Here is an 18,151-nt window from a genome sequence, read left to right on the forward strand (position 1 = left end):
GCGGTCAACGTCGTGGTCGGCTCGGAACCGGACTTCGTCGTTCACAATGCCCTAAAATTGCTCCAAAGCTCGCTCTCAGTTTTGCCGCTGTGCAGTAAGGCCCCGTGATGCCGATACCCATTGAGAAGGTCCTTGAAGCCGCGCAAAAAGCGGGTTTTGATAGCGAACTGAAAGTGGCTGCATGTTTATCAGTTGCAGGTTGGAACGCGAACCAGAATGTCTACTTCGTCGATAAAGACGAGGGAAAGGGTCGTGAGCTTGATGTCGCTGCTTATCGTATATTCAATGGCGTAGACGAGAAGCCCGAAGTCACATGCGTAATCAACCTTCTTATCGAGGTCAAAAAGACGGCTGATCCGTTTATCTTCTATAGTAACAAACCACGTTCTTACGAGGGGCCACGGGGCTTTGGTTTGTTTAACTGGTCAAATACTGAGCCTCCGGGACCGCTCGGATATAAGGGAATCGAGCGGTCGCGACCGTTTAAGAATCCGGAGCATCTTGCGCGATCATACGCAGCTTTCAGAGACGGGAAGACAAATCAGATACAGTCCGGAATTCTGTCGGCATTCAAGGCTGCGATCCACGAGCAGGAGAGATGCGACGAAACCTACTCCGATGTGTCCGGAGACATCTGCTTCTTTATTCCTATGATGGTAGTGGAAGGTCCACTTTATGAGTGCTTCTTCGAGGAAGGAGCAGACACCCTGAGCGCGCGCGAGGTTGATGAGGTGGTCTATATGCAGAATTACCACTCTGAGAACTACGGTAGAGTCAGTAACGGCGTCTTCATCATGACGCTTAGAGCTTTTCCCGCCAAACTCGTCGAGCTTACTCAGTGGGGTGAAAGCATGCTGGCAACAATGGTAGAAAACCGCGATAAGGTCAAAAGGAAGAAGCCTCTCGGATCGACGATTAGCCCTAATCCAGCGCAATAATCTCCAACTCCGCTGGGGGAGGCTCCGGCTCAGCCGTAGATGCCGCATAGGCCATCAGTGCCGCGACCATTCCGTCGATCTTTAAGTGATCCTGCCCGCTCGGCTTCACTGGCGAGCGCATGATGCCGCGCAACTTCACTGAGATGTTTGCCGCCATCCAGTTTAACACCGGATTGTCCGGGTGAACGATCCTCCCGTTCATCAAGTCGGCTTCGAAGTCCGTCATGGCTGGTGAAAAGTTTGAGGCGCTCTGCGCGAACTCCATCACTGTCATACCATCTGCGGCAAGGCGCTGTGACATCGAAGCTGACTGCCAAGGATCGAACAGGACGCCTTGGACATTGTAGGTGCGACATAGCTCGCGCACATGCTGCTCGACGGCTTCGTGATCGCTCGCAGAGCCCTCCGTCATAAGGATCGCGCCCCTCTCGACCCACTCCGCGTAAGCCTTCGAGTTCTTCGACCGCAGGAGCGCCCCTTCGGGCAGGAACAAGAACGGCACAATGGCGCGACGACCGTTCGGGAGACCTGCCACCAGCGTGACAGCAGTGATGTCCGTTTTGGTTGAGAGATCGACACCAATCCACGCCGGGGCGCTGGCAGGGATGGTGAGAGACGCATCGGCGGCATCTGCCCAATCCTTCTGGTTGAGCCAGCCGCTAGCGGAGTTGCACCAGACGTTGAGGTATTTCGTCAAACACTCGGCTTGCGCGCTCGGACTTTGAAGTGCGCGCTCATACTCTCGGCGAAGATGATCTTCATCGACGCTCACTCCATAGTTTGGGTTGGCCTTCTTCCAAACTTTGAAGTCTCTCCAAGAGTCCTCTTTGTCGATGGTGTAGATAAGCGCGAACTTAGCGTCGTCGGAGATCGTGCCGTTCAGCACTGACTCAAAATAAAGCTGCTCTTGCCGACAAACACCTGCCAAGTTTGTGCCAGCGGTTGAGATGATTAGAAGTAGTGGATCGGCACCGCGACGCTTTCCCATTCCGGTGCGAAAAGCCGTGATTTGTGTCCCATCAATGGCTTGGTGAAGCTCGTCCGCTATTGCCAGCCAAACTACGCCGCCATCCTTGGTTTGAGCCCTAACTGGCTTGAAGCTCGATCCTGTCGAAGGCTGGTAGATTGAACGTGCGGCGACTTCGATGCCAGCTAGCTCTTGAAGCTCTGGTGTCGACTGCACCATGGCTCGCGCTGGTAGGAACACGGCATTGGCTTGGTCGAGCGATGTAGCGCCGCTGTAACCTTCCGCGCCGCCCTGCCCGAGCATGAAAGTCATGTAGAGCGCAATGGCGGCAGCCAGCGTGCTTTTGGCATTGCCTCTCGGCAACAAGATAAAAGCTTCCCGGTATTTTCGCAGGCCAGTGTCGCGCTTTAGGAAGCCAAAGATGTTCGCAAGGATGAAGACCTGAAATGGTTCAAGCTTTATCGGCTCGCCTGATAGCGGCCCGATCACATGCGGTAGCGCGCCTACAAATTCACAAACCTTATCGACTTCCTCGACATCAAACACGAGATCAGCGCGCTCAAGATCGCGGAGCATCCTCTGACACGCGGCTCGCAGTTGCCAGCACGCTACAATCTTCCGGGCCACTACGCGCTTGGCGTAATCCACGGCAGTCCACGCGTATGATCCCTTGGTAAGTTTCTTCGCCACCAAGTATTTAGGTGACGGTCAGCCCTTCGAAGCCGCAGGCTCCACCCAAGCGACAAGCACCCATTCAATCCCGAGCATCAGCGCGGCGACGAACTCGTGTCTACCGTCCACGATCACGAAGCGATCCCCTTCCCAATGCCCGCGCGGGCACGGCCAAGGCTGGCGATCACCAAGCTGGAGACGCTTCTGGTAGGCGCGATCCACATCGCCGACTGCCATGCGAGCGCGACAAGCGAGCTTCACGGCATCGACATGCACGTAGTCGGTTCTGATCACATGACCGGGCGGGACAGCAATCGAGCGATCCTCTGCCGTGAAGACTGGCTCGATCATCGCTTGCGCACCGTGAAGGGTGATGGCTTGCCGTTCGGCTGTGCAGGTTGTGCCACGCGAGCGAGGCGGGACCGTGCCCCGGCGATGCCAAGCAATTCGGCGGACCTGCGCAATTCGGTGATCAGAGCGGCCTTGGGAAGCTCACCAGCGGCGATCAGGACGCGGAAGGCCGCTTCCATCTGGCAATAGCGTCCAAACATCGAGCTATCGGCTTCTGTTGCTCCGCAGCCCGTGACACGCGCGATCTCTTCGCTCCATACCTGCTTAGCGTCCGCCGTGAGATAGGCGGGTTGAGCGGGGGTATTCGAGGGCACGGCGGGGGCGATGCTCACCACATCAGCGTGACGATCCTTGCGGAAAGTCCCCGCGAGTTGCTGGGTGGAGGGATTGCCTAATTTAGCTCCGCGTTTCATGATGTATTTATTCTTGGAGCTTTGGATGACTGAAAAAGATCGGCTCGAACTGGCCGAGCGCCATTTAACCCTAATATCCGGCTTCTTCCCTCGAATCGATAGCAAGGTATCGGCGCTATTTGCCGTTGCTGCCGCCGAGCTTGCCGTCTTGTGCCTGAACATCACCAAGGTCAGTCTAGTGACGTGGTGGTCTGCTGTGCCACTAGCGATGACCGTGGCGGGCTTGGCCGTGGTCATCGTAAATCTTTATCGAAGCGCGTATCCACATCTCGATGGGGGACATAGCTCGTTGTTCTATTTCAAGGAGATCGCCAAGCGCACTGAAGCCAACTTCTCAAGCGAGTGGCTTTCATCAGACCGCGACAAGCTAACCGCCGACTTGCTCGGACAGGTTTGGCAAAATTCCAAAATCGTTGCGAAGAAATATGATCATCTTAAAAGCGCTACGGTGTTTATGGCTCTGTCGTTAATCCCATTTGCAGCTTTCTTAGCTGCATCTTCTTTTCAAACGTCAAAAGTTTTCAGCATTCCCGGTTAGGACGGACGCGAATGGCATGGGTTGATATACTTGGTGATGCAGTTGACAAGGTGTTTGACACGTCTCTAGTTGAGCGAAATGGGACCGTTGTCCCGACCTCAGATGATGTTACAAATAGTCAAGCTGTCAAGCTTGACGCAGTCTTCTTATATGCTGACCTAGCAGCAACAGCCAAGCTTACCAAGGTATGTCCTTGGGAAACTACGGCGAAAATCATCCGAGCTTATCTAGACTGTGCCACAAGGTTGATCCGCGCTTATGGCGGGGAGATCAGAAGCTTTGATGGCGATCGCGTCATGGGCGTCTTTTTAGGGAAACGCCGACACACCGAAGCCAGCTTCTGTGCCCGTGAAATCTTCTATACTGTAGAGCACATACTTGGTCCGAAGGCGACCAGTAAGTTTCAATCCATCAGAAACAACAGCATCAAACTAAAGAACTGCGTCGGCATTGATACTGGCGACGCACGGGCAGTTCGCGCGGGCATCAGAAACCACAATGACCTCATCTGGATCGGCAGACCTCCAAGTCTAGCCGCAAAATTGTCGGATGTTCGTAACTACCCGTCCTGTGTTTATATATCATCTGAATGCTACAGCCGTTTGGCCGACGATGGGAAGGTATCGGGGACGATCGACATCTGGACGAAACGCTCATTCGAGTTCGCCGGAGAGGCGCGCACCGTTTACTCCACTCATTACACCAAGAAGCCGTGAAATTCTAATCTGACATCAGAGATAAACACTTGGACGGCGGTTGGCGGGTAAGATGGTGCGGGATGATTTCACCCGCCCCCTCTGTATGAGAGAACGATGCAAGACACCGGACTCATCGCTTGGCACTCTTTCACATGGGACGCCTTCGCCACGCTTGCGGGAGCCGTGGCTACTCTCGTTGCGGGGATCGCTGCCGTCATTGCGGCAGTCATCATCGGCAAACGCCAAATGAAGATTAGCGAGAAGCAGACCGCCATCTCGGATCGCCAAACACGCATCCTCGAACGTCAGACGCAGCTTGCGGAGCTTACACTCCGCAGCGAGCTATATGAGCGTCGAGTGGAAGTTTACTCCGCCACTGATGCTTTTCTGACTGAAATAATGATGGTTGCCGATAGACCCTCACTAGAGGTGCAAAGACGCTTCCTCATCGCTCGCGAGGCCGCTCGCTTTCTTTTTGCCTCCGAAGTTGAGGCCGCGCTCAATGAAATCAACACCAAGGCGCACCTTCTCTTTGTAAGCCGTAGAGCCATCGCGGACATGAACGCCGGTAGAAGACCTATCAACGATGACTACATTTCTCGCGAAGAGAAGCAGATGGATTGGCTTGTAGCGCGGCACGGCGCTTTGGCTGAAATCTTTGGACAGGAACTCTCGTTGAGTATGCCACCAGATGCGCCCCCTCCTTCTCAACCAGCCTAGTCCTCAACTGCCCAAGTCCGCCCGCGATGAGTAGCAATCTGCGCTATTAGATCGGTCCCCGATCCCCTATGCTGTGTCGCGTCGAACGAGGCAGACCTTAGCGCGATGACGGACCATCTAGGCAAAGCATATCGAGACGCGCTCAAACATCAGCGTATGATCGACGAAGCGATGGGCTTGGGGACGCTCGGCACAATCGGCGGGTCGCGGGATCGATTTCGAGACGCCTTGATGGGCAGAGACCTTTTCTCTGAAGCCATGGGGATGAGCCGAAACGGCAAGATCGGGATTGCCTCTGGCGCGTTCGCAGCCTCGCAGCAGGCTATCAATGACGGCATAGCATCGGCCATGCCTAATACCCTTGGGATCGGACGCAGCTTGTCCGAACTCTTCTCGCAGGCGGTAAGTGGGACGAGCTTTGCGGCGTTGGGTCGCAACTCTGCGTTCGATGCTTTGATGCGCGAGGCGACGGAACACACTAGCACTCGCCTTGGCCGTGCTCTGGTTGGTAACTATCAAGATCACCTTGGCATGTTCTCGAAGGGACAAAGCGTCGGCCTAACCTCGATCAACGAGGCGCTGAAGCTTTCGCTAGATAAATATGATTCAGTTTTCAGCATAGCAGGAGAGATCGGTAAGCGATTTGCCTCCCAGCACCAAAGCATTGTAGATCAAATTGCTGGCATCCCGTCAGCGCAGACTGTCGAATTCGCTCGATTGCTGAAAGCGTTTGATGTCGGTGATTGGCGCGATGTCCGTGTCGATATAGATGCCAACGAAGCCAATGAAGCTGATGAGCTACGCTCGAAGCTCTTAGACATTCTACTACACATTATAGTCAGGCTTAATCCGGTCAAATGGGGTCCGGGTGAGTATCTGGCGATCTTGATGTTCGCCTATCAAATCATGGCTCCAGACTTTACGGAAGAAGACCACAAGAACCTTGTTGCTGCGAGGCGGGAAGCCACTGCCGCACACAGCACTGCTGAGCTAACTGTCAAAGGCATAAACGAACTTAAGGAAGGCGTAGCGGCTGAAGAAGCATACCTCGAACAGGTATCCGCTTTGCCTAAAGGCACCATCATAGGTCGCGGAATCGTTCGATCAGACCACTCGAAGTCCAGTCCACAAGTCGCGCTCTTGGCGCGCGATGACACAGTTGCGATAGCAGCACGGGAGGGAAAGTGGTTGTGCATCATCTACAGCGATCCGCTCACCAAGACCTTCGGGCAAGGATGGATATGGGGCGGGGCTGTGGATGCGTTTGACGAGTAGTCTGTTGCTTGACACCGGCACGAACTAAAAGCACCATCATCAAACAACAGGGTCGCGCTGGATCGTTCTTTTGGGGGAGAACTTCAATGCGTCGTGCAATCATCGTTTCTTTTCTGCTTCTTGGCAGCGCCGCAAACGCGCAGTCTGACGTTTGTGGGATGTCGTCGGCCTTTAGTCAGCCCGACGATGGCGGGAAGAAATCCGTTGCGGTCTGGTCGGATAAGAGCGGCAAGGCGCTCCTGTTTGCCGACACCATGAACATCAACACAGATGGCACGCGGCGCTCCTACAGCGTGGATGATTTCTGGGGCGAGAAGACCGCCTTGAACAATCTTTGCAATGCGATGTCGGATGGTTGTGCGGGTCTCACCAGCGATCAGCTTCGAACTCGTCGCATCGCCACGCAACAGGCGAAGGTAAACGGTTGGCCTGCTGCCCAGATTGCGGCGACGAAGATTTCGCCAAGCATCATATCGTTCAAGAATGGAAAGCCCTGCCCGGAAGTTGATGGCTACCTCGTCTCTGCGACGACCTTGCACAAGGCGGGCATTTCCAACGTCTGTGACATTTTAAACTATACCGATGCACTCGCAGTGCCCGCAATCGTTCTTCCAAAGCGAGCGAGCAAGGGTGTTGCTACGCCTTTCGAAAGTCGAGGTGCGCAGATCGGCGATCTCGTGGTCACAATGTCTGGTGATGGTAAACTTATCAGATACGCCGTGGCAGGAGACATGGGACCGTCGAAGTCGTTGGGTGAGATATCATTGGCTCTCGCAGCCGACTTAATTGGCAAGACTTCGTCCCCTGCCAACTACCTCGAAGTGCGTGGTAAGAAGCCCTATCAGGGTAAAGGCTGGCACGTTGGCAAGACCTTCACGCTGATCTTCCCGCGAACCAAGAACAGCGCCGAGCCATACATGACGCGGGAGCGCATAGAGCGCGATGCCGCAGCAGCGTTTCAGCAGTGGGGCGGTGAGAAGCGGCTGCGAGCTTGTAGTGCCGTTTACAAGCCCGGTTGAGCGGCAGCGCGCCTGATCCAACTGCCGAGTTCCACGTCGGCCATGATGTCACGAGGATGGAGGCAGCGCGCAAGGAAGCGCTGCTCCGCCTTCGCCTTCTCGGCATTGCACTCCTGACAGGCGGGAGCGAGGTTCGCCGGATCGTTCGCTCCGCCGAGCGACAAGGCTACGATGTGATCGAGGACCGTAGCAGCGGCGATCCGCCCTTCCGCTCGACAGTAGCGGCAGAGTGGCTCCTTATCGAGCAGAGAGCCTCTGAGGCGGCGATACGCGCGTGAATGGTCGCGCAGCGTGGCGGAACCTCCTCGGCGCTGTGCGGGGCTCCTGCGGCCAAATGTCGCGGGGATGTCGGGCATATCCGCTATTTAGGCAGTCGAGATGCGCCGAGAACTGCACGCCATCGCGTGAGCGGACATTCTCTGGTGTATGCCTGCCTGCAATCAGTCGTTCACCTGTCACCGATAAGGGGATGCTGGATTAGACGCGGAGGACGCCGATGCTGGTTTTGATGGTAGGTCTGCTATTTGCCGCCGCGTCCGATTTGACGGTGGACGAACCACCCACCCTCGCCTTTGGCGCTGCCATGTATTCCGAAGTGAAGTGCGCCGACCATCGGCAGAGGTATTGCGAAAACAAAGACACCAGAGTTGGTGTCTCTGCTGCGCCGTTCTACCTCTATGATTTCGGCGACGAAATCCGAATAATATACAAGACTTCAGATTGCGGTAAGGTCTCTTACTTCACCTACAAAGATATCGCGAAACGAAGCAATCTACAGAATGTGCTTCTCGGAATGCGTTGTGAGAGGCATAAAAATGAGGGCGTGAATGCCTCAATCTACAACCTAGACGAAATCTACGCTGCCACGCGCTACATGAAAACACGGGCGGCAGTGGTATTTGGACCTCTGAACAAGCGCTGCAAGGTTATTAGGTCAAGGTCAGGCTACCCTCTCGGCACTAAATGCCCACGAGGATGATGTTTTCTCGCCTAACACGCGGATAAATATCGGGTGAGCCACCCGCCTGCTTTTCTTCTCCTACTCGACTATCTTGAAGCTTTTGAACTACCACTTCGCCACCGGTTGCGAGAAGGCGAGATCGTTGGCGGGAAGACTCAATCTGCGGTGGCGATCCACTCGACGATCTACTGCAACGCTACCCAACCGTTGATCACCGGCTCGACGTCTGCGCACATCCGCATGGAAGCTTCTATCATCGGATGTCAGCCGGTCTGCGGCAATGTCGCGGCTGTTTCGAAGATCAGGGGAGCGGACCAACCACTTGCCCTTTCCCGTCCTCGTTCGAGGCCGAAAGCCCGCGCACGCAAGCGTAAGAAGGAACTCCCCGGCACACGACCCGCGCGATCAGCAGAGGCGATTGCTTCATCGGCAGCGAAGCTCCGGGAACAGCGTGCGGCAAGAGTTTCGGCTGTGCTGCCACTGGTTTCACAAGCTCGCGCTGAAGGGTGCGTGCTGCTCCGAGACATCTGCCTCTACCTCGACCGCATCGGCCACAAACCGCCACAAGGGGAGCGCTGGTCCCTCGGCACGCTCTCGACGATGCTCCCGCGAGATCAGGAGAAAAGAGATCGTGACGATACATCAGCGCGCCTAATTGGGCAGGCCAAGCTCGACGGCTCGACCACCAATCGCGAGATTGCCGGTTGGCTCAACGAAAGAGGCCACAGGACTGCTTACGACAAGGAGTGGACTGCCGGTAACATCAGCCGCTTTATTCGGGACCGTGCGCGGGGAGATTGCGAGCGGTGATCGTCTGCGTTCGGATCAATTGCGTCGCGAGATTGATGATGGCGCTGTGGATCGGCGCGAGCGATGCCGGTGTGACGATCTTGTCAGCGCTCGTGCCGGTTTCGACATCTTCGACGGCAGCGAAGTCGAGGAACGGAGGAGGCGCGCGGTTGGATACGATCACGCGCCGGGTCGGCAGAACCGTGAGGCGGTCGGTCGAGGCAGGCGCTCCGTCTGCATCGGTCATCGAGATCGGTCCCGCGCTTGCGAGCACGCGCAGATTGCCCGCCACCCACACGTCCTTCCCGTTCGGCAGTATCTCCGCCATCTCCAGACGGAGCGCCTTGTCGGCTTGCGCGTAGAGCGTCTCCGTGGTCGTGCCGCTAATGGTGAAGAGCACGTGCGGATCAGCGCCCTCGATCACCGCCCCTGCCGTGCTGTGGACCACCGTGCGGTCGTGCTTGCGGAAGATGGTCAACGCGAAGGTGCGGCCAGTGAGCGCGATTGGATGTTCGTCGCCATCGGCGAATGCCAGTTCAGCGCTGAAAGCCTCACCAGCAAAGAGGGTGGCATCACCGGAGAGCGAGAAGCGCGAGTTGATCATGATGAAGGTATTTAGGAAAGCACCCGCCATCGAGTTGCGCCTTGCATTATAGGATTGCCATCGCATCTCCTGTGCTCACAGAGGGGAGCGAACATGGTCAACTTTGACACACCAGAACAGCCAATCTGGACGATAGAAATCTACCGGCAGGATTATGGTGATGTAGGTTTCTCAGGAAAACCCGCGTTCGAAATCCCGGGTGAAGCGCAATTATGCGAACTGCTTGTCGATTACTTCGAAAATCCTAAGCCACGGACCAAGCCACCCCATACCGCTGATGTGGTGGATCAAGGTGGACGTGTCATTATGCGTGCGCATATGATTTCACAGACCGAAGCGCGCGTCGTTCCTTTGAGATCGTCATAGATGAAAACGTCGATGTCGTAGCGTCGAGCGACCTACCCGTTTCGCTCATCTGCATCTTTGATGAAACGGAGCCATGAGGTAGACGATCTTTACGCGCGCACGCCGTGTTACTCACGGATTGAAGGTGTGTCCTCCACCTTCATAACGCCCACGGTTTCATCAGACTTACATACGACGATGATCTCTTCGAACCATCCTCTAAGTTTAGCAGGCGTGAACTTAGTCAGTTCGAGGTTTTCAGCCCCCCAATTGAAAAGTGCGCGCAAGAGTGCGATTTCCGCATAATCCCCTGCCTTGCCCACCACGGCGATAACCTTCGGATCGGTTGGCGAGATTGTTCCATGGGCTAGTTCTGATCGGACGGTATAAATCTTCTTGAAGAGTTTCTTGCTCGGGTAGAATGTAAGATTATCTATCTGGCCTATGGTAAGCGCAGCCACCCGTTCGGAAACACTTTCAGCGATGTCTTCGACCTTTTCGGTAAGTGTCAGGCGCTCTATCGCGGTTATGAACTTGACCACTCTAGTGCTTGGCGAGGGGTCTCTTACGGCTTCCCCAAACCATTGCGCGACATCGAGAAGCCGCTGAGAAACCGGTCGAACAAGATCAGGATTAACGCGAGACTGAAGTATGAGGCCCGCTTGTTCGAGCCCGTGATCCATGTCTCTGGCAAGTTGATCCGGCCAATCGTCGGGAAGTGTGCCGCCACGCATTCGCCAACCAGTTGTGATTGACAGTCCGCCCGTTGGTTCGTTGCGCGCTATGGCTGCTGTGCGGTCGAAGTGGCCGAACTGCCCAGCTACGGACATCTCCCTTGCGCCCCGCCAACCTATTAGCGCCTGAAGTAGGTCTAGGGCGGATGATGCGGCAGTAAGCGCGATCTCCTCCGAACGAGAGGGAGCACAATCAGCGACCGTGACTTGTGCGAACCATTGATAGCCTTTGTAGTGCGCAAGCGCGCGGCTGATGTGATCACGGTCCCTTTTATCCTTTGTGAATTCGCCTGATCTTTCCCGATCAAGCGCCACCTTTAGCGCGCTCTTTGCCTCTCTCCGACTTATGAAGCGCACAGGCCCAAGGCTCACGCCACCGCCCTTCGAAAAGGTTGATAGTTGGCAAGGGATGAAGTGAGTGCGGCTTACAAACTGCTTTTTAGATAGCTTGACAGTTTCGCTCAACGCACGAGAAACATTCTTGTGATTGACTTCGATGCCCTCGGTGCCAAACTTTGGCATCAGCACAGTCTCCAGTATTCTTCTGGTCGCCGTGTGATCCGCTCTTAGAAGAATCCGTCCAGACTTCATTGCGGATGCATTCAGGGCCGATAACGCCTCCCAGCCATCGTCACCTGTGTAAAAGAAGCCGCTTCCGGGCGGACCATCTATCTTCTTAAACCAGTTATCTTTGTTTGGCCGCTGCCCCGCCCTAAATGCTTCACGTTCGCGGATGATGCCAGCGAACAGAATCTTGACGTTCTGAACATCGGTTGGCTTGGTCATTGTTGATCACCTAGCTTCTTGGCAGATTCCATAGGGTGAAACCATTTGTCCAAACGCGCAAGCCCTGCTGCGCTTGACCCATGTCGCGGGGTCTAACTCACGATCCTCGCGGTAGACCAGTCGTGTAGTTGCCGCCCTATGGGACGGCTAACTCCGTAATCCAGATGTAAGGCGGCAAGGCCGTAGAATGCTAACCATTTCGAAAGTTATGCCGTCGATGTTAGCCTCGTTTGTCCGCTGATACAGCCAGACAGCATGGAGAATAACTAGATGTTCGAGGCCATCGACCAACTCGCTCGCATCGTCGGCTATGGGACGATCATCGTTGGCATCATCTGGTTTCTCGGCAAGGTCGCGGATGATAAGGCTGCTCACAGAGCGGCAATGGCGGATCGAGAATATCTGAATGAGATGCGGAAGCGCGATCCGGCTGCGTATGACAAGGAAATGTGGTGGCGCGACAACATGCGACGCAAAGAACAGGGGCTGATGACGGACCCAGAGTTCGAGCGGCAAGGTAGGAAAATGGCACAGAGCCTTCGCGAAAACGGGCTGCTCTGAAGCTTTCGCCGTGATCGTAAGGCTGTGTAGATCGTCGTCTAAATGACGGCGGAGATGGCGTAGCTTCGAGCAAGCTTACGCGCTTCCCGCTCTCTGCCTTATTTCGTTCTCTCTGCCTTATTTTGGAAGATGAATATGGCAGGGAAGATCGCGAGTGCGGTATTCTCACCTTTACATACCACCACACGGAAGAATGCGGATTACCGTGACCGCGAACCTGCCTCGGAGTTTGAAGCTGAAAGGCGACTTTGGAGGGGATGTTAGGTGGAACGGCGCGAGTGTCGAGCGCAGGCGGTCAAGCTGCCGATCAGGGACACTGTTGCGGAGATTTGTCGTCTGCCGCAGCACCAAGACGTGCGCTCTATCTATCGCTGATAACGCACGGTCCCATGATCGTCAGAGTAAACGGCGGCGGCATGGGGCGATACACCACCGTTGTTGATCTTCCTGCCTATCCGTGTTGGGGGCGGGACACGATCAGGTAGAGTGCGAAGAGGAAGGTATACCGGGCAACCGCCTTCCACATAAGAACCTTCGCAAGCCACAGTTTCGACCGAGCTAGGATGAAATCATCTACCCCCTGAATCTTGAAAGCTTCGATCCTCAGTGATCGTGGAGTGAGGTTGCTCACTCCTTTATATCAGCCTTTCAAGGTTCAGGGGGATAGAGTTGTTTCTTCCCTTCGCAGGATGAGTGATTAAGTCTTAACTCTGTGTCTTTATAGTTTATCTTGAACTCGCTACTCAATGGTTCGTGAACGCGGCAGCGTGAACGGACCAGTAGATGTAGCAGGACAAGCGTAACTTGGCCTTCGGACATACAAGTCAGCAATCGAGAACTAATGGCATCCAAGTTGTTCCTCTTTGCCCTTGGCCTCATATCGCTCTTCTGTGCTGTAGCGGCCCATGGCTGGTGGAGTGCGCCGTTTGTCGCCACTGGCTTCGTCGCTGCCTTCCTCATTGAAAACTCAGTTCGGCAAGGTCGCTTCGACGACTGGAAGACCTACTTAGGAGTTCCAGTCGTCTGCTTCGCCATTCTTGCGATCGGTGTTCCTTCGATGTTCAAAAGCGACAACGAACACGACGCGCACATCACCGCTTTCGATAAGCTCAAGGTATCCGAGGGCATTCTCAAGAAGGGCACCGCAGGTGATCTCACTCTCATCAGAGATCACCAGTCGAGCTTGTCGTTGCTATGTGCAGATAACGCGGGGAAGGGATCGTATCAAACATGCATTCGGGACGGCTTACAACAGGCGTTTGGAAAGCGCGTGACTGTCTATCACGAACCCGAATTTCAGAGAGTAGTGCGGCGAGCGAAAATCTATGAGGTGCGCTACGAGGGTCGAAAACTGATCCGTTATGACAAGATGGCGGAGAACATCATCTATCGTAGAGATAGAAACGCGAAGTCAGACCATGACTTTATGATAATGATCTTCTTATCTTTGATCTGCTCACTCATATATGTCGCACTTAGGCGAACGTTGCAGCTTGCCACCTGATAGTGCGCTCGCCCTGATCGGCCATATCTAGGAAGAATGAGCGTCGGCTAGGTGATGGACTACCCGAGGCTCAAGGTGGTCGAAATTCGACCTCAAACGCCGCTTGTGGAGGCGTCAAGATAAATACCTCGTAGGAAAGTGATGAGGCTCTCCTACGAGGAGTCTTTCATGTGTTCCACCAATCTATCACCGTCGCCAACGCGACCGCAATATTCACTTGCCTACCCATACCCGGTCATCCCGGCTATTTCGCGGACGATCTCGGAAACATCTACACGAACAAGCGCGGCAAACTAAAGAAGCTTATCCCGGCACTCGACCGCAGCAACGGCTATCTCAAGGTCAACATCTACGAGCAAGGTCGCCGTCGAAACCGATATGTCCACCACCTGATCGCCCTCACGTTCATCGGCGAGCGTCCTGCGGGTTTGCTGGTCTGCCACAATCCCGATCCCCGTAAGACAAACAATCGGGCAGAGAATCTCGTTTACCAGACCCGGCTCGACAATGCCGCAGATAGCATCAGGGACGGCACCCTGCCCCGTGCTCGGCGAAAACTTGATTACTCGAAGGCAGAAGCGATCCGTGCCTTGCACGACGATGGTGTGAGCACTGTCGAGATCGCCCGCCGCTACGATGTCAGCACGGATTGCATCCAGAAAGTGATCTCATGGCGCTCGTGGCGCGGACAGAAGCCGTGATCGGTTCCGACATCGCGACAGCCGTGGCTCTGCTGGTCGCTGCAATATCGCGGCTGCAAGTTCGCTATTGGAGAGATCGCGCGATCCGTGCGGAGAACGCGCTTAGGTCGATCGAGACGACGATCGCGGAATGCGACACAGAGATCGCCTCTTTTCTAGGATCAGAAGCTCCGGCACAGAAGCGATAGTTTCTTATACCGGAGAAATGCGATGCTGCCGACGTGGGCGGGCAATTTGCACACGCTGATGTGGTTCGGGTTGGCCTCGTTTATAGCAGCCCACCTCTTACTCCTAATAACTAGGTCCGAGATGGCTCACCGAGCGATCAACTACGTCGCTGTAGCTAGCGGGGGTGTTGCTCTGATAGCCACGGGCTTCCAATCGCGTGCGCAGCTTGCGGACGTGCGATACGAGATGACAACCGGGCAGTTCGACGCTGAGCGTCGCTTTATCGTCGATAGTCTGGAGAGTGTCCGCCAACTCACCTGCGACATCCACTACAAACGGTCGTCGGACTCGCCGCCTTACTTCGATCAGCTTGTTCGGGAGCAGGATGTGGACTGCAAAGCAGCGCGAAAGATGCTCGCGACGCGGGGGGACTGGCTAAAAACCTCTGATGCATCTGCGGTCCTACCGAACTACGGCCAAGGTAGCGTGAGCAAGCAGTTCGCCTCCGAGAACTTCAAATTTGTGAATGATGCAGTCGAGACTTATAACAAATCTGCCACAAAGAGACGTTTATACAAGAACCACAAAGCGACGACATCACTTGAGGTGACGGTAACAATGTTTGCCCCTTACCTTGCTGCCGTAGCATTGTCTCTGGCGTTGGCAGGCTTAGCGATCAGGCCGCGCCAATCAGCGGAGCGCTAATGCGATGCTCAAGACATACGCCTCAAATCAGTGGCGAAGATAAATAATATCGTCCCTCTATGGTCGCGCAGCATGGTGCGCGGGATGATGGACTCTCCGGTTCGATACCAAAGCGCCGGAATGCTCAGGGGTGGCGGGAAGCTTAGTAAACTCGCCCGTCACTCCATCACTCGTCTAAAGTTGACAATCTTAATAGTTCGGTCTTACCCGTTTTCCATCGAACTATGGAGACGGAAGATGGCTTTGAAAGATTTGCTCGCACTCGCTGACGACAAGCTTCACGAAGTTTTCAGCAGCAAGCCGCACGATCCCTCGAAGGCGCGTGCGCCGATCTTGAAGGGCATCGACCGCACTGCTGAGCAGTTCGCGCAGACCGAACCGGCTCGTGGACGGAAGTGGTTCAAGGTCGCAAACAGCGTCGTGGAACTCAACCTTCCCTTCGCCATCTCGGGCAAGTCCACCTTCTACATCCCGAGCGAACGCTTCCCCGACTTCTTGTCGAAGTTGAAGGCAACCGTGGAATCTGGCGAACTCGATAAAGAGATCGACGCTGGCGCAGGCACGACGCCACCACAAGGTAAAGCGCGTAAGCCGCGCAGTGATGCTGGTCAGGGTCGCAATGGCTGGTCAGAAGAGCGCCGAGCTAAATTCGCTGCGACGGTCGCCGCGCGGAAGGCTGGCGCAGAGAAATAGTTTTGCGCACCAGTCAGGTGCGGAAGACGCGCCTGACTGGCCGCGAAGGCTTGTAGTCCTTCCAAAGACCTTCACGAGCCGCCATCGTGCTCTGTCGCCCCTTTCGCTGCTCTTGTGCAACCTCAATCGCCGCCGCTCTGGCTTCTGCCATCAGCATTTCGTGAGGCGCGGGAAACTCACCTCTAAATCGTCTCCCTAACGCCAACGCTTCCGCGATATAGGTGATATACTTAATTTCTAGCCGATCCACAGCAGCATCCGCAGTCTCGAAGTCTGCCGATAGTGCCATCGCTGTCATTCGCGTTCGGCATTCGAAAACGCAGTGACTGACATAGTTCGGTATTTGCTCATTGAGGATGCGCGAGAATAGCTGCCTGCTGATGCCACGGTGACCGTCCACGGATCGAGCGCCTTTGGCATTCAGCCAACGGGCCAGTGCTTCGTCGCTGTCAAAGCGCTTCCCAGAGTTCCGATCTTCAGGTGACTGGCTGGCTTCAAGCGCTTGCCGCGCTCGCTCGACTTGTGGAGCCATCCGCTTCGCCCACTCGAATGCTTTTTCACGCTTGACGGCCTGACCAGTGATGGTCCGCTTTAGCCGCCTCACATATTGATAACGCGGGCTATCTAGTTCTGACAGTTCAACATTTTCGTCATCCATGACGAGCAATCTTGCAAACCCCCGAACTTGGATCAAGGTATGAAAAAACAGGCTCATCGAAACGCACCGATGAGGCCACAAATGATCCATCTCGCTACCGCCACGAAGACCGCTCGCCAAGTCTCCGGCGACGTCCCTGACGAAACCTTCGTCGCCGCGCTGGACTTCGAGTTCCGCAACGCTCCCACCATCGCTCGCCACATGCTCATGGCTGGCACGCCCGCTACGCTGATGATGATCCGCCAGCGCATGGCTGAGTTCGTCACCGAAAGCCCTTACATCGAAGCTGGTGACGATGCTTGGCGCATCGTGGCGACTTCGCCGACGATCCCCCCGCAGCCTGCTAACGACGATCACAAGATCGAACTTCCCACGGCAGTCGGCCAGCCCGTCCTGATCGATGGCTGTGGTTTGGAGATGCTGCGCGGCCTTCCCGACGCCAGCATCGATCTCGCGTTGCTCGATCTTCCTTATGGCATCACCCGCACCAGCTTCGATCCCGTCATCAACGTTGACGCTCACATGGAGGAGCTTCGCCGCGTCGTCACTCCCACTGGCGCGATCGTATGCTTCGCCACTCAGCCCTTCACCACCAAGCTGATCAACGCCGCTCCCGATCTCTTCAAGCAGGCTCTGGTGTGGGAAAAGCCCGGTGTCACTGGCTTTGCTCAAGCTCGCGCTCGCCATCTCAAATGCCACGAGGACATCCTGATCTTCAGCAAGGGCACCATCATCGGCAAGCGCTCGAAGCGTCAGATGACCTACAACCCGCAAGGCGCGGTCGAAGTCGCACGCGTGCTGCCAAAGGGCGGCAATACAAAGTATATGGGTAACACTCAGGTTGATCAGGGCGGCAAGAAGTATGTCGGCCTCGCCAACTGCCCTCGCTCGGTGCTCCGCTTTGCCAAGGACTCGAAGGGGCACTCGTTCGCCAAGCCTATCGCTCTGCTCGACTATCTGATCCGCACCTTCTCCAACGACAACGAAGTTGTGCTCGATCACACCATGGGAAGCGGCTCGACGGGCGTTGCCGCCCATCGCGCCGGTCGCCGCTTCATCGGTGCGGAGAACGGCTTCCTCGAAGATGGCCGCTCGATCTTCAAGATCGCTGAGGGCCGCATCGGCGCGGAACTGACGGGACAGGACAATCTGGCTCCCGCGCCTTCCGACGACGACCTTCCGCCCACTCCTCCGAAGCCCCGTGGTGGCAAGCAGACCAAGAAGCGTCGTGAATGGTCGCCGGAGCAGCGCGCGAAGTATGCTGCGACGGTAGCAGCAAAGAAGGCAGCGCCGCTTGCGAAGCCCCTGTCTCGGCGATAGCCACAGTTTCGATGAAGCATGTGTTCTGGGG

General features: G+C 55.6%; 22 protein-coding genes. 15 read left to right on the plus strand and 7 right to left on the minus strand.

Features of this window, described 5'->3' with window-relative positions:
- Positions 1 to 107: 107 nt before the first annotated feature.
- Positions 108 to 938: a hypothetical protein gene (locus GV044_RS06325; protein ID WP_159866953.1), complete on the plus strand. Its 831-nt coding sequence runs from the start codon at positions 108 to 110 to the stop codon at positions 936 to 938.
- Here GV044_RS06325 and GV044_RS06330 read toward each other — a convergent pair.
- The 3 genes from GV044_RS06330 to GV044_RS06340 all read right to left on the minus strand — a co-directional run bounded on the left by GV044_RS06330 (position 922) and on the right by GV044_RS06340 (position 3,341).
- A complete protein-coding gene (locus GV044_RS06330; RefSeq protein ID WP_236554756.1) occupies positions 922 to 2,481 on the minus strand; it encodes a terminase large subunit in 1,560 nt (519 codons plus the stop codon). The two genes, GV044_RS06325 and GV044_RS06330, sit on opposite strands and share 17 nt — an antisense overlap.
- Before the next feature lie 132 nt (positions 2,482 to 2,613).
- Positions 2,614 to 2,928 (minus strand): hypothetical protein, encoded by a 315-nt coding sequence (locus GV044_RS06335; RefSeq protein ID WP_201299022.1) that lies wholly within the window; start codon positions 2,926 to 2,928, stop codon positions 2,614 to 2,616.
- The gene (locus GV044_RS06340) at positions 2,925 to 3,341 is read right to left on the minus strand and encodes a hypothetical protein (protein ID WP_236554758.1); all 417 of its coding nucleotides are present in this window, start codon (positions 3,339 to 3,341) and stop codon (positions 2,925 to 2,927) included. The genes GV044_RS06335 and GV044_RS06340 overlap by 4 nt, the downstream gene beginning before the upstream one ends.
- A 25-nt stretch (positions 3,342 to 3,366) precedes the next feature.
- Between GV044_RS06340 and GV044_RS06345 the strand changes: the two genes are divergently transcribed.
- The 5 genes from GV044_RS06345 to GV044_RS06365 all read left to right on the plus strand — a co-directional run bounded on the left by GV044_RS06345 (position 3,367) and on the right by GV044_RS06365 (position 7,591).
- Positions 3,367 to 3,879, plus strand: coding sequence for a Pycsar system effector family protein (locus tag GV044_RS06345; protein ID WP_159866959.1), 513 nt, complete (start codon positions 3,367 to 3,369; stop codon positions 3,877 to 3,879).
- Between the two features lie 11 nt (positions 3,880 to 3,890).
- The gene (locus GV044_RS06350; protein ID WP_159866962.1) at positions 3,891 to 4,595 is read left to right on the plus strand and encodes an adenylate/guanylate cyclase domain-containing protein; all 705 of its coding nucleotides are present in this window, start codon (positions 3,891 to 3,893) and stop codon (positions 4,593 to 4,595) included.
- Positions 4,596 to 4,691: 96 nt separating this feature from the next.
- Entirely contained in the window at positions 4,692 to 5,297 is a 606-nt protein-coding gene (locus GV044_RS06355; RefSeq protein WP_159866965.1) for a hypothetical protein, read from the plus strand.
- A 156-nt stretch (positions 5,298 to 5,453) separates the two neighbouring features.
- On the plus strand, positions 5,454 to 6,572 hold the full coding sequence (locus tag GV044_RS06360) for a hypothetical protein (protein WP_159866968.1): 1,119 nt from the start codon (positions 5,454 to 5,456) through the stop codon (positions 6,570 to 6,572).
- 86 nt (positions 6,573 to 6,658) lie between these two features.
- Entirely contained in the window at positions 6,659 to 7,591 is a 933-nt protein-coding gene (locus tag GV044_RS06365) for a glycoside hydrolase family 75 protein (RefSeq protein WP_159866971.1), read from the plus strand.
- On the opposite strand, the gene GV044_RS22705 is transcribed toward GV044_RS06365, so the two are convergent.
- Entirely contained in the window at positions 7,576 to 7,947 is a 372-nt protein-coding gene (locus GV044_RS22705; RefSeq protein ID WP_159866974.1) for an HNH endonuclease, read from the minus strand. The two genes, GV044_RS06365 and GV044_RS22705, sit on opposite strands and share 16 nt — an antisense overlap.
- Before the next feature lie 140 nt (positions 7,948 to 8,087).
- Between GV044_RS22705 and GV044_RS06375 the strand changes: the two genes are divergently transcribed.
- Positions 8,088 to 8,570: a hypothetical protein gene (locus GV044_RS06375; protein WP_159866977.1), complete on the plus strand. Its 483-nt coding sequence runs from the start codon at positions 8,088 to 8,090 to the stop codon at positions 8,568 to 8,570.
- Between the two features lie 33 nt (positions 8,571 to 8,603).
- Entirely contained in the window at positions 8,604 to 9,362 is a 759-nt protein-coding gene (locus tag GV044_RS06380; protein WP_159866980.1) for a hypothetical protein, read from the plus strand.
- On the opposite strand, the gene GV044_RS06385 is transcribed toward GV044_RS06380, so the two are convergent.
- Positions 9,325 to 9,975 carry a hypothetical protein gene (locus GV044_RS06385; RefSeq protein ID WP_159866982.1) on the minus strand — a complete coding sequence of 217 codons (651 nt, stop codon included), beginning with the start codon at positions 9,973 to 9,975 and terminating at the stop codon, positions 9,325 to 9,327. The two genes, GV044_RS06380 and GV044_RS06385, sit on opposite strands and share 38 nt — an antisense overlap.
- Before the next feature lie 63 nt (positions 9,976 to 10,038).
- On the opposite strand from GV044_RS06385, the gene GV044_RS06390 reads away from it, so the two are divergent.
- Entirely contained in the window at positions 10,039 to 10,311 is a 273-nt protein-coding gene (locus tag GV044_RS06390) for a hypothetical protein (RefSeq protein ID WP_159866985.1), read from the plus strand.
- Between the two features lie 107 nt (positions 10,312 to 10,418).
- Here the strand turns inward: GV044_RS06390 and GV044_RS06395 are convergent, their stop codons facing one another.
- Complete coding sequence (locus GV044_RS06395) at positions 10,419 to 11,810, minus strand: HEPN domain-containing protein (protein ID WP_159866988.1); 1,392 nt, start codon at positions 11,808 to 11,810, stop codon at positions 10,419 to 10,421.
- Positions 11,811 to 12,080: 270 nt separating this feature from the next.
- On the opposite strand from GV044_RS06395, the gene GV044_RS06400 reads away from it, so the two are divergent.
- From GV044_RS06400 to GV044_RS06420, 5 genes are all read left to right on the plus strand, one after another.
- Positions 12,081 to 12,371, plus strand: a complete 291-nt coding sequence (locus GV044_RS06400) for a hypothetical protein (protein WP_159866991.1) — start codon at positions 12,081 to 12,083, stop codon at positions 12,369 to 12,371.
- An 841-nt stretch (positions 12,372 to 13,212) separates the two neighbouring features.
- On the plus strand, positions 13,213 to 13,875 hold the full coding sequence (locus GV044_RS06405; protein ID WP_159866994.1) for a hypothetical protein: 663 nt from the start codon (positions 13,213 to 13,215) through the stop codon (positions 13,873 to 13,875).
- Between the two features lie 170 nt (positions 13,876 to 14,045).
- Positions 14,046 to 14,576, plus strand: a complete 531-nt coding sequence (locus GV044_RS06410; protein WP_159866997.1) for an HNH endonuclease — start codon at positions 14,046 to 14,048, stop codon at positions 14,574 to 14,576.
- 414 nt (positions 14,577 to 14,990) lie between these two features.
- Entirely contained in the window at positions 14,991 to 15,449 is a 459-nt protein-coding gene (locus tag GV044_RS06415; protein ID WP_236554759.1) for a hypothetical protein, read from the plus strand.
- 237 nt (positions 15,450 to 15,686) lie between these two features.
- Complete coding sequence (locus tag GV044_RS06420; protein ID WP_159867003.1) at positions 15,687 to 16,142, plus strand: hypothetical protein; 456 nt, start codon at positions 15,687 to 15,689, stop codon at positions 16,140 to 16,142.
- A 13-nt stretch (positions 16,143 to 16,155) separates the two neighbouring features.
- Here GV044_RS06420 and GV044_RS06425 read toward each other — a convergent pair whose 3' ends face one another.
- Positions 16,156 to 16,857 (minus strand): hypothetical protein, encoded by a 702-nt coding sequence (locus GV044_RS06425; RefSeq protein ID WP_159867006.1) that lies wholly within the window; start codon positions 16,855 to 16,857, stop codon positions 16,156 to 16,158.
- Positions 16,858 to 16,881: 24 nt separating this feature from the next.
- On the opposite strand from GV044_RS06425, the gene GV044_RS06430 reads away from it, so the two are divergent.
- On the plus strand, positions 16,882 to 18,120 hold the full coding sequence (locus GV044_RS06430; RefSeq protein ID WP_159867009.1) for a site-specific DNA-methyltransferase: 1,239 nt from the start codon (positions 16,882 to 16,884) through the stop codon (positions 18,118 to 18,120).
- Positions 18,121 to 18,151 lie beyond the last annotated feature (31 nt).

Source organism: Novosphingobium sp. 9U (assembly GCF_902506425.1).
In the GTDB taxonomy this organism is placed as follows: domain Bacteria; phylum Pseudomonadota; class Alphaproteobacteria; order Sphingomonadales; family Sphingomonadaceae; genus Novosphingobium.

Excerpts from the sequence above, each read along its gene's own strand:
- GV044_RS06420 (WP_159867003.1), top strand. The coding sequence starts at position 15,687 with ATGGCTTTGAAAGATTTGCTCGCACTCGCTGACGACAAGCTTCACGAA.
- GV044_RS22705 (WP_159866974.1), bottom strand. The coding sequence starts at position 7,947 with ATGCCCGACATCCCCGCGACATTTGGCCGCAGGAGCCCCGCACAGCGC.
- GV044_RS06340 (WP_236554758.1), bottom strand. The coding sequence starts at position 3,341 with ATGAAACGCGGAGCTAAATTAGGCAATCCCTCCACCCAGCAACTCGCG.
- GV044_RS06415 (WP_236554759.1), top strand. The coding sequence starts at position 14,991 with ATGACAACCGGGCAGTTCGACGCTGAGCGTCGCTTTATCGTCGATAGT.
- GV044_RS06365 (WP_159866971.1), top strand. The coding sequence starts at position 6,659 with ATGCGTCGTGCAATCATCGTTTCTTTTCTGCTTCTTGGCAGCGCCGCA.
- GV044_RS06375 (WP_159866977.1), top strand. The coding sequence starts at position 8,088 with ATGCTGGTTTTGATGGTAGGTCTGCTATTTGCCGCCGCGTCCGATTTG.
- GV044_RS06335 (WP_201299022.1), bottom strand. The coding sequence starts at position 2,928 with ATGATCGAGCCAGTCTTCACGGCAGAGGATCGCTCGATTGCTGTCCCG.
- GV044_RS06400 (WP_159866991.1), top strand. The coding sequence starts at position 12,081 with ATGTTCGAGGCCATCGACCAACTCGCTCGCATCGTCGGCTATGGGACG.
- GV044_RS06345 (WP_159866959.1), top strand. The coding sequence starts at position 3,367 with ATGACTGAAAAAGATCGGCTCGAACTGGCCGAGCGCCATTTAACCCTA.
- GV044_RS06330 (WP_236554756.1), bottom strand. The coding sequence starts at position 2,481 with ATGCTCCGCGATCTTGAGCGCGCTGATCTCGTGTTTGATGTCGAGGAA.
- GV044_RS06360 (WP_159866968.1), top strand. The coding sequence starts at position 5,454 with ATGATCGACGAAGCGATGGGCTTGGGGACGCTCGGCACAATCGGCGGG.
- GV044_RS06385 (WP_159866982.1), bottom strand. The coding sequence starts at position 9,975 with ATGGCGGGTGCTTTCCTAAATACCTTCATCATGATCAACTCGCGCTTC.
- GV044_RS06350 (WP_159866962.1), top strand. The coding sequence starts at position 3,891 with ATGGCATGGGTTGATATACTTGGTGATGCAGTTGACAAGGTGTTTGAC.
- GV044_RS06395 (WP_159866988.1), bottom strand. The coding sequence starts at position 11,810 with ATGACCAAGCCAACCGATGTTCAGAACGTCAAGATTCTGTTCGCTGGC.
- GV044_RS06425 (WP_159867006.1), bottom strand. The coding sequence starts at position 16,857 with ATGAGCCTGTTTTTTCATACCTTGATCCAAGTTCGGGGGTTTGCAAGA.
- GV044_RS06405 (WP_159866994.1), top strand. The coding sequence starts at position 13,213 with ATGGCATCCAAGTTGTTCCTCTTTGCCCTTGGCCTCATATCGCTCTTC.
- GV044_RS06430 (WP_159867009.1), top strand. The coding sequence starts at position 16,882 with ATGATCCATCTCGCTACCGCCACGAAGACCGCTCGCCAAGTCTCCGGC.
- GV044_RS06390 (WP_159866985.1), top strand. The coding sequence starts at position 10,039 with ATGGTCAACTTTGACACACCAGAACAGCCAATCTGGACGATAGAAATC.
- GV044_RS06355 (WP_159866965.1), top strand. The coding sequence starts at position 4,692 with ATGCAAGACACCGGACTCATCGCTTGGCACTCTTTCACATGGGACGCC.
- GV044_RS06325 (WP_159866953.1), top strand. The coding sequence starts at position 108 with ATGCCGATACCCATTGAGAAGGTCCTTGAAGCCGCGCAAAAAGCGGGT.